The sequence below is a fragment of the Microbulbifer aestuariivivens genome (assembly GCF_039545115.1).
Classification (GTDB): Bacteria; Pseudomonadota; Gammaproteobacteria; order Pseudomonadales; family Cellvibrionaceae; genus Microbulbifer; species Microbulbifer aestuariivivens.
On sequence record NZ_BAABRT010000015.1, the window covers coordinates 52,781 to 66,882 of the forward strand.

The 14,102-nt window shown below is 57.5% G+C and carries 11 protein-coding genes; all 11 read left to right on the forward strand.

The window, feature by feature from the left end:
* Positions 1 to 32 precede the first annotated feature (32 nt).
* The 11 genes from ABEA58_RS10090 (at position 33) to ABEA58_RS10140 (ending at position 14,048) form a co-directional block, all read left to right on the forward strand.
* Positions 33 to 1,319: an acyl-CoA dehydrogenase family protein gene (locus ABEA58_RS10090; protein WP_345551150.1), complete on the forward strand. Its 1,287-nt coding sequence runs from the start codon at positions 33 to 35 to the stop codon at positions 1,317 to 1,319.
* Positions 1,320 to 1,328: 9 nt separating this feature from the next.
* Positions 1,329 to 2,771 carry an aldehyde dehydrogenase family protein gene (locus ABEA58_RS10095; protein ID WP_345551152.1) on the forward strand — a complete coding sequence of 481 codons (1,443 nt, stop codon included), beginning with the start codon at positions 1,329 to 1,331 and terminating at the stop codon, positions 2,769 to 2,771.
* Positions 2,749 to 3,585: an alpha/beta fold hydrolase gene (locus ABEA58_RS10100; RefSeq protein ID WP_345551153.1), complete on the forward strand. Its 837-nt coding sequence runs from the start codon at positions 2,749 to 2,751 to the stop codon at positions 3,583 to 3,585. The genes ABEA58_RS10095 and ABEA58_RS10100 overlap by 23 nt, the downstream gene beginning before the upstream one ends.
* A gap of 62 nt (positions 3,586 to 3,647) precedes the next feature.
* Positions 3,648 to 4,250 (forward strand): isochorismatase family protein, encoded by a 603-nt coding sequence (locus ABEA58_RS10105; protein WP_345551155.1) that lies wholly within the window; start codon positions 3,648 to 3,650, stop codon positions 4,248 to 4,250.
* Positions 4,251 to 4,314: 64 nt separating this feature from the next.
* Positions 4,315 to 5,529, forward strand: a complete 1,215-nt coding sequence (locus ABEA58_RS10110) for an FAD-dependent oxidoreductase (RefSeq protein ID WP_345551156.1) — start codon at positions 4,315 to 4,317, stop codon at positions 5,527 to 5,529.
* A gap of 68 nt (positions 5,530 to 5,597) precedes the next feature.
* Complete coding sequence (locus ABEA58_RS10115) at positions 5,598 to 6,431, forward strand: maleate cis-trans isomerase family protein (RefSeq protein WP_345551157.1); 834 nt, start codon at positions 5,598 to 5,600, stop codon at positions 6,429 to 6,431.
* A 33-nt stretch (positions 6,432 to 6,464) separates the two neighbouring features.
* Positions 6,465 to 7,676 carry an MFS transporter gene (locus ABEA58_RS10120; protein ID WP_345551159.1) on the forward strand — a complete coding sequence of 404 codons (1,212 nt, stop codon included), beginning with the start codon at positions 6,465 to 6,467 and terminating at the stop codon, positions 7,674 to 7,676.
* 64 nt (positions 7,677 to 7,740) lie between these two features.
* Positions 7,741 to 8,517 (forward strand): maleate cis-trans isomerase family protein, encoded by a 777-nt coding sequence (locus tag ABEA58_RS10125; protein ID WP_345551161.1) that lies wholly within the window; start codon positions 7,741 to 7,743, stop codon positions 8,515 to 8,517.
* 224 nt (positions 8,518 to 8,741) lie between these two features.
* Positions 8,742 to 11,375, forward strand: coding sequence for a TonB-dependent receptor (locus ABEA58_RS10130; protein WP_345551163.1), 2,634 nt, complete (start codon positions 8,742 to 8,744; stop codon positions 11,373 to 11,375).
* A 539-nt stretch (positions 11,376 to 11,914) separates the two neighbouring features.
* Positions 11,915 to 13,114: a CaiB/BaiF CoA transferase family protein gene (locus tag ABEA58_RS10135; protein WP_345551165.1), complete on the forward strand. Its 1,200-nt coding sequence runs from the start codon at positions 11,915 to 11,917 to the stop codon at positions 13,112 to 13,114.
* 16 nt (positions 13,115 to 13,130) lie between these two features.
* Positions 13,131 to 14,048 carry a hydroxymethylglutaryl-CoA lyase gene (locus ABEA58_RS10140; protein ID WP_345551167.1) on the forward strand — a complete coding sequence of 306 codons (918 nt, stop codon included), beginning with the start codon at positions 13,131 to 13,133 and terminating at the stop codon, positions 14,046 to 14,048.
* The last annotated feature ends 54 nt before the right edge of the window (positions 14,049 to 14,102 follow it).

The window sequence follows — 14,102 nt, forward strand, 5'->3', positions numbered from 1 at the left end:
CACGTCAAACGGTAGAAATAGGGTAGGGAATAATGATGAAATTCACCGGTGAAATTCTCGTTGAGGATATGAACGAGGCTGAGCGCGCCCGCGCTGAAGTCGTTGAGTCCGTACTGGCCGATGTGCGTGCGGCCGCCCGCGAGGTGGATGCCAACGCCCAGTTCCATATGCCCCATGTGCGCCAGTTCAGCAAGGCTGGCCTGCTGGGTCTGATCATCCCCACACAATACGGCGGTCTGGGTGGCGGCCTTCGGGATCTCGCGGCCGCGTGTTTCTCCCTGGGTTCTGCCTGTCCCTCTACCGCACTCGCTTACTTCTTCCATTGCAGCGCCGCCTCGCGGGGTTTGCTGGCAATCGAGGCGCTGGAAGCGGGTCTGTTCTCTGATGAAGAAGCGCCGCAGGTGCGCCAATTCGCCGAGCAGATTCTCTATGGTATGGGCCGCGACGGCCTCTGGTTCGCGAACTTCGCCAGTGAGTCGGTGAAGTCCGAGAAGGCCGCGGTTACCATCAGCACCGAAGCCCGCAAGGTTGACGGCGGCTACATCCTTAATGGGGTCAAATCCTTCGGCACCGGTACCGGTGTTGCGGATAAGTATCTGGTAACCGCCAGCCTGGAGGGTTACGACACCGCGGAAGGACTCTGTACATTCTTTGTCGATCGCGATGGTGAAGGTGTGCGTCAAAGAGCGCCGTGGGATGCTATCGGTATGCGTGGCAGCAGCTCCGGCGGCATTGTGCTGGAAAATTACTTCGTGCCGGAAGAGATGTCTCTCGCTATTCCCGGTGCCTTCACCCGCTGCATGCAAATGAGCCGAGGCAGTTTTGTCGGCAACCAGATGGCTGCTGTGTGTGGCTACGCCGGCGCTGCCAACTCCGCCTACCAGTCTGTGCTGAAGCACCTGACCGAGAAAAAATTTGCCGATACCGGCAAGCCAATTGGTTCTGCACCCTATCAGCAGGAGCTGATCGGCAAGATGATGGTGGATCTGCAGACTGCCCTGTTGTGGCTGCGTCGTCAGCTGCAGCTTGAGTCCAGTGAGCCACCGATTGCTCCCAAGGAAGAAGTGGTCAAGCAGTGGCGGCTGTGTAAGGGCGTTGTCGCCGAGTCTGGGTTCAGTATTGCCACCAACGCGCTTAAGGCCAGCGGTACTTCCGGCACCATGGGCGACGCCGCGCGTTATCTGCGCGAGCTCACCATGGGTATTGTGCAGGCATTCCCGGCCGAGCGCGGTCGCCTGATGGCGGCGCAGATGGAAGTGGAGGGCGCTGAACAGAATCAGTTCGGTGTCGGTGACAAAGCAGCGGCACAACAGGCCTAAGAAACCGGCATGAAAGATTTCCATATGCTTATCGGTGGGAAGGCGATGCCGGCGGCGAATGGCGGCACCTTCGAGGTGACCGCTCCCGCTACCGGTGCTGTTCTCGCGCAGGTTCCCCGTGCTGGTGCCGGTGATGTTGATTGTGCTGTGCGCGCTGCGGTGCGTGGCTTTGAGGCCTGGTACCGGTTGCGCCCGGCGGAGCGTGAGGCTGCGCTGTTGCGCGCCGCAAGCCTTGCGGAAGCGGAAGGGCAGGCGCGCTTTCTGGATACCCTGATCGACGAAAGTGGTTCCACAATTACCAAGGCTCGCGGTGAAATTGCCTATACCGTCGACCTGCTGCGCACTGCCGCGGGCGAGGCCCGGCGGCTATATGGCGAGACCTTCCCCAATGATGATCCGCACCGCATGTCGCTGGTTATCCGCGAGCCGTTGGGGGTGGTCGGTGTGGTGTCGCCCTATAATGCGCCGCTTTCCCTGCTGACAAAAATGTGTGCTTTCCCGCTGGCCGCCGGCAACAGCCTGGTCATCAAGCCATCGGAAGAGACCCCCTTGACCGCACTGGCCTTCGGCCGCCTGCTGCTGGATGCGGGTGTGCCGCCGGAAGCCGTCAGTGTCGTCACTGGGTTTGGCGCTGAGTGCGGTGCCGAGCTGATTAACCATCCCGATGTGCGCTGTATCGCCCTGACTGGTTCAACCAATACCGGTATTGCGGTGGGCCAGGCCGGTCTCACCAAGATGCGGCGTATGCAGCTGGAACTGGGTGGGAAGAGTGCGCTGCTGGTTTTGAAGGATATGGATCCGGTCAAAGCCGCCAAGATCGCCGCGCAGGGAATTTTCACCCACAGTGGCCAGATCTGTATGGCCAACTCCCGTATAGCGGTGGAGCGCGAGATTTATCAGCCGTTTATCGAGGCGTTGAAGGCTGAAGCGGAAAGCCTGTATCTGGGCGATTTGCGTGAAGAGCGCACGGTATACGGCCCGCTGATCAATGCGCGCGCGGTGGAAAAAGTGCTGGAGCATGTCCGTGCCGCCGTTGATGGCGGGGCGAAGATCCTCACTGGCGGTGAGATCTATAAGGGCCTGGTGGTCAAGCCCACCGTTCTGCTCGATCCGCCCCGGGATAGCCTCGCCTGGCGTGAAGAAAGTTTTGGTCCGGTAACCAGCGTCGTTGCCGTAGATGACCTGCAGGAAGCCATTGATGTCGCCAACGATAGCGAGTATGGGCTCTCGGCGGCGGTGCTGACCAGCAATCTGCAGTGGGGCCTGCATGCCGCGCGGCGGATTGCCTCCGGGGCCGTGCATATCGGCACCCACTCCTTCCAGAGCAACGCACTGGCACCGATTGGCGGTGTGGGTCTGTCTGGAATGGGGCGCAGCGGCGGTCACTACAGTACCGAGGAATTTACCGAGGTCAAGTGGATCAGCGTCGATGTCGGCAGTTTGCCCTGCTGATGGGAGGTTGACGGTGATTCGTCGCGGCTATCTCGACTTCGGCAATGGGCAGCTCCACTACCGCTACTGTGGCAAAGAGAGCGCGCCACTGCTGTTGATGCTGCACCAGACTCCCAGCTCGTCGGCGATGTATCTGCGGCTGATGCCCATGCTGTCAGAAAATTTTTTCGTGGTGGCAGTGGATACCCCCGGTTTTGGCGGTAGTGATCCGCTGGCTGGGGATGTCACGATCGAAGCCTTCGCCGCGGCGATTTATCAAGCCGTCAGTGCAGCCTTCGACCAGCCCGCTCTGGTGTTTGGTCACCATACCGGTGCCGCGATTGCCGTCCAGCTTGCTTATGACCAGCCAGAATTTGTTCGCGCTCTGGCGCTGAGCGGCCCCACACTGCTGACGGAAGCGCAGAAACGGGCCCTGCCATCGGCAGCAAGAGCGTTTCCTATCGACGACAGCGGCAGCCACTGGCAGAACATGTGGCAACGCTTGCGCGGCAAAGACCCAGAGGCCGATCTCTCTCTCAGTGTGCGTGAAACATTGCTCGCATTTACCTGCGGAGACTATTACGAGGCGTCCTATCGAGCGGTGGTGGAACAGGACGTGGTTCTGCAGATGGCGGCAATCAATTGCCCGGCGCTGGTCTGTGCCGGTGGCCGCGACCTGCTAAACAGTGCCGTCGCCCCCTCTGTGGAGCTGTTGCCCCAGGGCCGCTCGGCAGCATTGCCCGCAGAGGCTGGCACCTATGTGTGTGATCGCCATCCCGAAGCGGTGGCAGATGTGCTGCGACAGTTTTTTCTCGAAGTCGCGCAAACTGGCTGAGCTGTAAAGCCGGTGCGCGGTTAAATCCTGATACCTTGATTTCTTAAGAGGGCGATTTATCCATGGATCTCAAGAGGAACAGCCTTGGCCTTGGCAATCGTCCGGCGCTGCTGCTGGTGGATATGATCAATGGTTTTACCAGCAGCCGTTGTCCGCTCGGAACCGATTGCCCCGATGTGGTGGAAGCTAACCGCAGGTTGCTGGAGCGCTTCCGCGCCCTGGGTTTGCCGGTGGTTTTCACCACGGTGGTTTATCACCATGAAGATGAAGCGCGGGTGTTCCGTGAGCGCATCGGACACCTGAATCTTCTCACCCCGGATTCCGAGTGGGTGCAGGTCGACCCAAGGCTGGCTCCGCTTCAGGGCGAGCCGGTGATCGAGAAGCAGTGGGCCAGCAGTTTTCACCGCACCAGCCTGCACGAGTGGCTGCAGCAGCAGGGTGTGGATTCGCTGGTTGTGACAGGGCTGACGACCAGTGGCTGTGTTCGCGCCACGGTCGTGGATGGTCTCCAGTACGACTATCGCGTAGTGGTGCCGGAGGAGGCCGTGGGTGATCGCAATGCCGAGGCCCATCAGGCCAACCTGTTCGATATGCATGCAAAGTATGCGGATGTTATGCCGCTTGCAGAAGTGGAAACACTCTTGCCGGAACCTCAGATCGCATAATCAACGTTCGGTTATGCGCTAAGAGACCTTACAGAAAACAACAAGTGAAGATTGGCGAGTCGCTATGTCTATACAATCCCCCGTGATCATCGCTGGCGCAGGTCCCAGTGGTTGTGTGTTGGCACTGTCCCTGGTAAAGCAGGGAATTCCGGTAATTATGCTGGAAAAGTGTGAAACTTTGCCTATCGACCTGCGGGCATCTACTTTCCACCCCCCCTCTCTGGAGATGATCGCAGATCTGGGTGATGGTGTTATCGATAAAATGCTGGAAAAAGGTCTGCATGCGGATCGTTACCAGTATCGCGATCGCAGCACCGGCGAAGTGGCTACCTTCGATATGTCTCTGATCGCCGACGAGACTCGCTATCCGTTCCGTCTGCAGCTGGAGCAGTACGAACTCACGCACTTTATCTGCGACGCGTTGAAAGAATACGACTGCGCGGATGTTCGCTTCGGTTCTGAGCTGGTGTCCTTTGAGCAGGACGAGTCCGGCGTTACCGCAATCGTCAATACCGCTTCCGGCAGTGAGCGCATCCAGGGATCTTACCTGGTTGGTGCCGAAGGCGCCCGCAGTGTGGTGCGCAAGCAGTCCGGCATCGGTTATATGGGCTTCACCTACGATGAGAAGTTTCTCGTTGTCAGCACCAGCTTCCCCTTCGAGGATGTATTCGAAGATTTCTCCTATGTGAATTATGTCTCCGACCCGGAAGAGTGGTGCGTGATATTGCGTACCGACAAGCTGTGGCGTGTGCTGGTGCCGGTTTTCCCCGCCAGTGAAGAGGAGGAGGCTTACTACCTGTCCGATGAATTCGTGCAGTCAAGGCTCAAGCGCCTGTATGCCCGCGATGTGGATTATGACATCCATCACCGCAGTATCTATGCGGTCAACCAGCGCGTGGCTGAGATCTACCACCGCGGGCGCACCCTGCTGGTTGGCGATGCCTGCCATATCAATAATCCCCTCGGTGGCATGGGTATGAATGGTGGTCTGCACGATGCCTTCAATCTCGCCGACAAGTTGCAGAAGGTGATCCTTGAAGGCGCAGACCCTGAGGCGTGCTTTGGACTTTACGACCGCCAGCGCCGTGAGCTTGCGGTGCAGTTTGTCCAGCGCCACACCATTGAGAACAAAAAACTGATGGAAGCGCGGGACCCCGATGTGCAGCGCAAGCGTCAGCAGATGTTGATGGAAACCGCAGCGGATCCAGTGCGAGCGAAAGACTTCCTGCTGGAGCGGTCGATGATCAATTGTGTTCGCGAGAGCCTGGCGGTGCAGTAATGCGCCGCTGCTCCGATTCAAATAATTAATAGCTGCGCGAAATACTAGCCGCGCCTGGAGAAAGCCCAATGACTTTTCCAACCGAAATCGATCTGTCCAAGACCCGCGACCGCTCCCAGCTGACCAACGGGCATCGCGATAACTATATCGGTCACCGTGCCAAGATTGGTGTTGTGATTCCCTCCACCAATACCTCGGTGGAATACGACTGTCAGCGCCTGCTGCCCCGCGGTATCACCTGGCACACCACGCGCTTTATGATCGACCACCCGGACCTGAGCGACGATGCCAATTTCATGCGCTTTCTTGAGCGTCTGCGCGAGACCATTGGTGATTCCATCGAAAGCCTGATGACCTGCAAACCTGATCACGTCATGATGGGTATGTCCGCGGAAACTTTCTGGGGCGGTATCCAGGGCAATGACGGTTTCGTGGACCGTATCCAGCAGATGGTTGGCGAGGACACCGGCCTGACCACAGGCGCCAACGCCGTGATCGCCGCGCTTGAAGCCCTCGGCGTGACCGGGGGCACAGGCAAGAAGCTTTCGATCATTACTCCTTACCAGCCAGTTGGCGACAAGAATGTGCGCCTGTTCTTCGAAGACGCCGGTTTTGAAATCAAGCATCTGGTCGGTCTGCGCTGCGAGAATGCCCACGATGCCATCGCACTGGTTCCCGAGCACCAGGTACTGGACATTGTTCGTGAAATCGATGGCGACGACGTGGATGCCATTGTCCAGGTCGGCACTAACCTTTCCACGGCGGGTGTTTTCCCGACCATGGAAAAAATGCTGCAGAAGCCGGTGCTGCCCATCAATGTGGCCACCTGCTGGCATGCCCTGCGCAGCTGTGGTGTTCAGGATCGATTCGACAATATGGGCTGGTTGCTGGAAGAGCACTGACCAATCAACTGATCGCCCGGGGGCGAAGCGACCATGTACATCGCAGTATGTATCGTTCTGTTGGATATGATCGGCTTTGCGATCATGGTGCCCATCCTGGCCTACTATGCGCTGCAGTTGGGCGCGTCCCCGGGGATGGCGACGGTGTGCATGGCCCTCTATGTGGTCGGCATGTTCTTTGCCTCGCCTATATGGGGCAGGCTCAGCGACCGCTTCGGCCGCAAGCCGATCCTGATGATCAGTCTGGCCGGTGCCGTGTTTGGCTATATTGTGCTGGGCTATGCCACCGAGGTGTGGATGGTGGCGCTTTCGCGCCTGTTCAGCGGGCTGATGGCCGGCAATCTCTCAGTGGCCCAGGCTTATGTTGCCGATGTCACCAGCAACAAAGACCGGGCCAAGGCCATGGGCATGCTGGGTGCGGCTTTCGGTATCAGTTTTATCCTCGGCCCGGCCCTCGGTGGCTATCTGGCCGGCGACAGCTTCGAGGATGCCAACCTGCAGTTGCCGGCAATGGTCTCCGCAGCCCTTTCCCTGTCGGCTTTGCTGGTAGTGATCTTTTTTCTCAAGGAAAGCCTGCCGGATGCGGTGGAATCCGATCAGGCCGCACCGTCCCCGCGCGAATTATTGAGTTGGGTTGCCGGGCGGCGCACCCTCTACCTGTTGCTGGCGGCGGTAACCATTTACAACCTCGGTGCGGGGTTTGTGGAATCGGTGTTCCCGATCTGGGCGGATGCCACCAACATCGCACACGGTCCCAAAGACCTGGTGCCGGTACTGCTCGCTGCGGGCATCGCCATGGTGATAGTGCAGGGCGGTCTTATTGGGCCGCTGTCGCGAAAGTTTGGTGAGCGACGGCTGATGCGCGCAGGCGCGGTGATCTTCGGCATATCGGTGCTGCTGGTCACCATCGCGGGCTCGGCCTCCAGTGTGCCGGCGGTGGCGGCGGCGCTGGTGGGGCAGGCGGTAGGCGCGGCGCTGGTGCTGACTTCGATGCAGTCCCTGACCTCCAAGGAAGTGGAAGCCCACAATCGCGGCGCCGTGATGGGTATCTATAACGCCCTTGGCACTCTGGGCAGGGGTGGCGGTACGGCACTCACCGGTTTTGTCTTTAGCGGCGTGGGTGTCCATGCTCCGTATTATTTCGGTGCCGGGTTGATGGCTCTGTTGCTCCTGTTGGCGCTGATGTTGCGCGCTTCCTCCTATGAGGAGCCGGTTGCGGCGGAGGTCGCTGCGGGGAATTCTTGATATTTGTCATCCATGTCATTGCGCGCGGTCAGGTATAACTTCCTGACTACTATGGGGAGTTACTATGGACAATTATCAAATCGCTCGACGCGCCCAGATCGGCGTTATCATTCCCTCCACTAATACCGGGGTTGAATACGACCTGCAGAAGTTCAATCTGGACGGTGTCACCTGGCACCCATCCCGTTTCTGGATTGAACTGCGCAACTGGTCGGATGAGGTTTCCCGTACCGGCGATGACGAGAATACCGTTTTTGAACGCTTCCTCGATATCATGCGCGGTGAAATTCCGGTGTCGATCCGCAACGTCCTCTCCGCCAAGGTGAACCACATCATGCTGGGCATGTCTGCCGAGACTTTCTGGGGCGGACTGGAAGGCAATATCGCTTTCGAGCGCGAAATCCGCGACCAGATCGGCGATCTTGGCCTCACCACTGGCGCCGGCGCCACCAAGGATGCCCTCAATTGCTTCGGCGCCCGGCGGATTTCCGTGATTACCCCCTACCCGCAGGTGGGGGACGACAACGTCCGGCGTTTCTTCTCTGACATCGGCTTCGAGGTGGTCAAGGTCAAGGGTCTGAACCGTCCCTCTGCCACCGCGATTGCCGAGACCCCCATCCAGGAGGTCATGCAGGCCATTCGTGAAGTGGATGGCGACGACGTGGATGCCATTATCCAGTGCGGCACCAACCTCTCCACCATGGACCTGTTCCCCATTATGGAGCACTGGCTGCAGAAGCCGCTGATCCCCATCAATGTCGCCACCGTGTGGCACGCCCTGCGCGCCTGCGGCATCGAGGACCGGATTACCGGTAAGGGTCGCCTTCTCGAAGAGTTTTAAGGGTTATCCGCGCCAGCTAAATCGTTATATAAAAGGGCCTTGTGGCCCTTTTGCGTATTAGCGCAACTGGATCACACCAAGGGAAAAAAAGCTTGAAAAGATATAAAACTATAACATAATGACTTTATTGGGTTTCGCAGAGCGATCCCTGATGTATGGCCGATATGCAGTAATTTATTAGCCAATGGATAGCGGTAACTGAATAAAAATATAACGGAGGGGCCATGTTTAACAGGAACCAACTTTCTCTCGCCATTGCAGCCTGTGTCTCGGTACAGGTAACGGTGGCACAAGATATTCAGGAAAGAGACGTAGCAGCCCTTCGGGGTAACGACTTTCTGGTAGAAGAAGTCATCGTAACTGCGCGTAAGCGTGAGGAATCACTGCAAACCGTGCCGGTTGCCATCGATGTGTTGTCCGCGAGTCAGCTGGACGAAAAAGGTATCGCCGCCCTGGATGGCGTCGCCCGCTACACACCGGGCCTGGACTTCGAAACCGGCCTGCTGCCGAACGATACCCGCATCACCCTGCGCGGCCTGTCCAGTACCCGTGGTCGTTCCAATGTGGCGATTCTGGTGGATGGCGTAGACCTTTCCTCCGAATCTCTGACCACTGGCGGTAGCGGCAATGGTCCCAACCTGGACCTGATGGATCTGGAGCGGGTTGAGGTGGTTAAAGGCCCGCAGAGCGCGCTCTACGGCCGTTCCGCCTTCGCCGGCGCCGTCAACTACGTGACCAAGCGCCCGGGTGACTCCGTGGAAAGCCGGGTTGCCGTCGACGCCAATGAATATGGCTACAACAAGGTGCAGGCCGGCACCAGCATGCCGATTATCGACGGCGTTCTGGGTGCCTCTTTCAGTCTGGCCAAGACCGAGTTCGACGGTTACTACGACAACCCCAACACCGACGGTGACCTGGGCGCCATCGATTCCGAAGGTCTGGCCGCCGCGCTCTACTGGACCCCGACCGAAAGCTTCGCCGCCTACTGGCGTTCCGAGTACACCGAGTCCAACTATACCCAGCGGCCTATTGTGCAGCGCCGTGCGATTGAAACCGGTGCTGAGGTCGGCGGCGGTCAATTCCTGTTGGGTGCGCTGGGTGATTATGCCGAAGTTCGCGCCATCTCCGACGGTGCTAATTGTGATGGCGTGACACCCTATTCGTATAAAATTACTGGCTCTCCCGTAGAGTGCGGTGCTATCTTGGTCGGCGACCTGGGCAGCGCGAATGAGAGTGAAATCGACCTGTCCGCCGATCCGGCCACCGGTAGAGACTTCGCCGGAACCGAAGTGCGCGGCTTCCGTACATCCCTTGAGCTGAGCTGGGATGTGGCCGATCTGGAAGTTCTCTCCCTGACCGCACTCAATTTGAACGATTCCCGCACTCAGGATGATTTCGACCGTGCGGATTTTTCTCTCGTAGCTTCACAGCAACCAATTTTCGATCCAAATGCCCCTCCCGGTCCTCCTGTTATTATTGATTGGCAGGATGTTAGCCAGTTTGGCATCAACGCCAACAGTGACACCAGCTTTGACCTGAAGCAGATCAGCCAGGAGTTCCGCGTAAGCGGCAGCGCTGACAAGCTGGACTGGCAGGCCAGTGCGCTGTACTGGACTGAAAGCATGGACGCCGTCATGAACCAGCAGTGGTGGCTGCGCGACGGTGGGGATAAGGATTACCTGGAAAGCGTTCTTGCTGACAATTTGCCCTTCTTCCTGGTGCCTTATCTAGACCTTGCGACTGAACCGCGCGATCTGCCTATTCCCATGACTCGGGATACCGATCATCTGTCCGCGGCCTTCTCGCTCAACTACAACCTGACCGATACCCTTCGCCTGACCGCGGAAGGCCGTTATCTGCAAGAAGATATCGACTATGTCAGTGTTGCCCTGGACGCGCGCGACAATGGTTTCTTGGGACTGCCAGTTCTTGACGCATCTAATCCCTTCCAGCCTCAGGTGATTGACCCTGAAGTTCAAACCTACTCGCGTTCCGACTCTGCGTTTGTGCCGCGAGTGAGTGTGGACTGGCAGGCCCAGGACAACCTGATGGTTTATGCCTCCATTGCCGATGGCTTCAAGCCCGGTGGTATGACTACCAATGACGGTAACGGCGATATCAGCTTCGGCGAGTACGATCCTGAAGAACTGACCGTCTACGAGGCGGGCTTGAAGAGCAATCTGCTCGAAAACCGCCTGCAGCTGAATGGCTCTATTTACCTCTACGACTACACCAACCAGCAGTTGTCTTATTTCTTCCAGGATATGACTGGGCAGACCCGCACCGGTGTCACCAATGCCGGTGAAAGTTCCCTGCAGGGTATGGAGTTGAGCGCAGTTTACCGTCCGTCGGTGAACTGGACGTTTGTTGCCAGCTATGTCTTCACCGACTCAGAAATTGAAGACTACACCACAGCTGAGCTCACTGACGGCGCTTCGGCGGGTCCTCTGGACAAGATGTGGACAGGCACCCAAGACGGTGATTACGCCGGTAAAGAGTTTATTAACTCGCCGAAAGATGCTGGCCTGCTCTCCATTCGCTACGATGGGGAATTCGCCAACGGTGCCACTTACTTCACCGAGCTGTTGGGCACCTACGAATCCAAGCGTTATCTGGATCGTGGCAACAACGCCTGGCTGCCGGAGTACTGGTTGGTGGACTTCCAGGGCGGTGTCAGCTTTGATCAGCTGGATGTCGTCTTCTACGTCAACAACCTGCTGGATGACGACAAGGTCAAGAGTGGCCTGAGTAATGTCAGCTTCGCCTTAATGCCAGCTGGACAGGTTACTCCGCACTCGACGGACCTGATCCTGCCGGATCCGCGTACCGCTGGCCTGCGTCTCAGCTACAACTTCTAATGCTGTGCTGAAGTTGTACTGATGCCGTAAAGACCACCCACGGCCCTGTGCCGTGGGTGGTTTGTCGGTTAAAGAGGATGTTGAATCAACGATAATCAATGCAGTGGTAATAAGAGGTAGCTGCAATGAAAACCGCCGCGATCCTTTCAGTTTCCGCGATCTCTTCCCGCGACCCAGCTACGCTCTTTCAGTTTCCCGTGTTTCGCTCTGTTTCCTTATCTTTGAGCATTCCGAAAAAGCGGCTTTTATCACTCCCATGCCTTGACCTCAATTCGAGTCGTGTTTTCGCGGCAGTGTCGGATTATGCAAATCAAGGCCGGGTATTGGGCAGGGCGCTAAAGTTTGTGAAGGTTTGTAAAGGATTTGGACGGAATCAAAACAAGTTGCTTACTAGTTGTTGCTGATTGATTCAGCTGCGATTCTGTCTTTTTAAGGTAAGATGTACTTTTGTTGTATCCAGACTGAAAATCGTTTTGCCCTGGCATTAATGCTTTCCGGGCAGTGTACTTGATGAAATCATATTCATGGAGATTGGCCCGATGAATAAGGCATTGCACGGAATCCGTGTGCTCGATTTAACCCACATGTTGTCCGGACCCTATGGTGCGATGATTCTTGCCGATCTCGGCGCTGATATGATCAAGGTTGAGCCGCTGGCCGGTGAGGGCACCCGCAAGCTGCTGGCCAACGATCCGGAAAACTCCATTGACGGTTTTGGTGCTTACTACCTGACACTGAACCGCAACAAGCGCAGTGTGGCGCTGAACCTGAAAAGCGAGCGTGGTCGCCAGGTATTTTACGATCTGGTGAAAGAGGCCGATGTGGTGATCAGCAATTTTGGCCCCGGCGTACCGGAGCGCCTCGGTATTGATTACGACACGCTGAAAGCAGTGAATCCACGCATTATCACCTGCTGTGTATCCGGCTTCGGCTCCGATGGCCCCGGCGCCAAGCGCCCGGCTTTTGACCAGGTGGCGCAGGCCTACGGCGGCGGTATGTCCATTACCGGTGACGACCCGGAAAACCCCGTTCGCGCCGGTATCCCCATCGGTGACCTGGGTGGTGGTATGTTTGCCGTGATGGGTATCCTGGCCGCCATCGCCGAGCGCGCGTCAAGCGGCGTCGGCCAGCATGTGGATATTTCCATGGTGGACTGCCAGATCTCCATGCTCAACTACATGGCCACCATGCACTTCCTCAGTGGCAAGAACCCATACCCGATCGGCAATGCGCACTTTGTGCACGTGCCCTATAACAGCTATTCCACCGCCGATGGCTTCATCATCATCGCGGTAATTACCGATAATTTCTGGCAGAACCTCAAGACTGTGGTGAATGTGCCGGAATTTGATGATCCCAAATACGATGGACAGCCGGGCCGATTCGCCGATAAGGCGTTTATCGATGGCAAGCTCGCCGAGGTATTCCTTACCGATACCACTGATGCCTGGCTGGCACAGCTGGAGAAGCAGCGCATTCCCTGTGCCCCGATCAACAACCTTGAGCGTGCACTCAGCGATCCGCAGGTATTGCACCGCAATATGGTGGTGGAAATTTCCCACCCCAACGGCAAGAAAACCAAGGCCCCGGGCAACCCCATCAAGCTGTCCCGCACCCATGAGGATTCCTTCTCCCCAGCGCCCCATATCGGCCAGCATACGGACCAGATCCTCAGCGAGTTGTGTGGTTATACCCAGGCCGACATCGACGCATTGAAAAACGACGGTGATGCAGGCTGATTACAGGGAGTAAGTCATGCGTGAAAAGGTACTGATTAATGATGTGGGCCCCAGGGATGGCCTGCAGAACCAGGCAACAATCCTCACGGTTGACCAGCGAGTAGAGCTGATTAATGCGCTCGTATCCGCTGGAGTCCGTTCCCTGGAAGCGGGGGCCTTTGTGTCCCCCAAGGCGGTGCCGGCCATGGCCAATACCGACCAGGTGCTGGCCGCGCTGCCTAAGGATGCAGGTATCGATCGTCAGGTGCTGATTCCAAACCTGAAAGGTTATCAGCTGGCGCAGAGTGCGGGTGCCTCAACCGTGGTGTTGGTGGTCTGTGCCAGTGAAACCATGAATCAGCGCAATGTGCGTATGTCCATCGACGAATCCGTGCAGCAGGCGCGGGAAATCTGTCAGCAGGCCAAAGCCGACAAGATGCGCGTGGTTGGCTGTGTCGCTGTGGCTTGGCAGTGCCCATTCGAGGGGGCAACTGACCCCGGCCGGGTACTGGATCTGGCCGGACAACTGCTGGAACTCGGTGTCGACGATGTCAATATCGCCGATACCATCGGTGCCGCGAACCCTCTTGCGGTCAACCGTTTGATGAGCAATCTTGCCCAGGAATACGGCGCCGCGAGACTGGCCTGCCATTTTCATGATACCCGGGCACTGGCGCTGGCGAATGTGTACGCGGCACTGGAGGCTGGGGTGCGTAAATTTGACAGCTCCATCGGCGGTATTGGCGGTTGTCCTTTTGCCCCGGGGGCAACTGGCAACGCAGCTACTGAAGATGTCGTTATGACTCTTGAGCAAATGGGTTTTGATACGGGCATTGATCTCGAGGCCCTAATGGCTGCAGGGCAGCTGGTTGGCGAGATGCTCAGCACTGCAACTGGTGGCAGGGCAGACACCTGGCGCCGTTTACAACTGGAAAAAAATGCGCCGCTCATCTGAAGCCTGTATGACTGCGTAATAAAGAGCTCGCCGGCGGGTTGCCGGTATTTATGG

What these genes read in the sequence shown, in the direction of transcription:
- ABEA58_RS10090 (WP_345551150.1), top strand. Translation starts at nt 33, where the DNA reads ATGATGAAATTCACCGGTGAAATTCTCGTTGAGGATATGAACGAGGCT.
- ABEA58_RS10095 (WP_345551152.1), top strand. Translation starts at nt 1,329, where the DNA reads ATGAAAGATTTCCATATGCTTATCGGTGGGAAGGCGATGCCGGCGGCG.
- ABEA58_RS10100 (WP_345551153.1), top strand. Translation starts at nt 2,749, where the DNA reads ATGTCGGCAGTTTGCCCTGCTGATGGGAGGTTGACGGTGATTCGTCGC.
- ABEA58_RS10105 (WP_345551155.1), top strand. Translation starts at nt 3,648, where the DNA reads ATGGATCTCAAGAGGAACAGCCTTGGCCTTGGCAATCGTCCGGCGCTG.
- ABEA58_RS10110 (WP_345551156.1), top strand. Translation starts at nt 4,315, where the DNA reads ATGTCTATACAATCCCCCGTGATCATCGCTGGCGCAGGTCCCAGTGGT.
- ABEA58_RS10115 (WP_345551157.1), top strand. Translation starts at nt 5,598, where the DNA reads ATGACTTTTCCAACCGAAATCGATCTGTCCAAGACCCGCGACCGCTCC.
- ABEA58_RS10120 (WP_345551159.1), top strand. Translation starts at nt 6,465, where the DNA reads ATGTACATCGCAGTATGTATCGTTCTGTTGGATATGATCGGCTTTGCG.
- ABEA58_RS10125 (WP_345551161.1), top strand. Translation starts at nt 7,741, where the DNA reads ATGGACAATTATCAAATCGCTCGACGCGCCCAGATCGGCGTTATCATT.
- ABEA58_RS10130 (WP_345551163.1), top strand. Translation starts at nt 8,742, where the DNA reads ATGTTTAACAGGAACCAACTTTCTCTCGCCATTGCAGCCTGTGTCTCG.
- ABEA58_RS10135 (WP_345551165.1), top strand. Translation starts at nt 11,915, where the DNA reads ATGAATAAGGCATTGCACGGAATCCGTGTGCTCGATTTAACCCACATG.
- ABEA58_RS10140 (WP_345551167.1), top strand. Translation starts at nt 13,131, where the DNA reads ATGCGTGAAAAGGTACTGATTAATGATGTGGGCCCCAGGGATGGCCTG.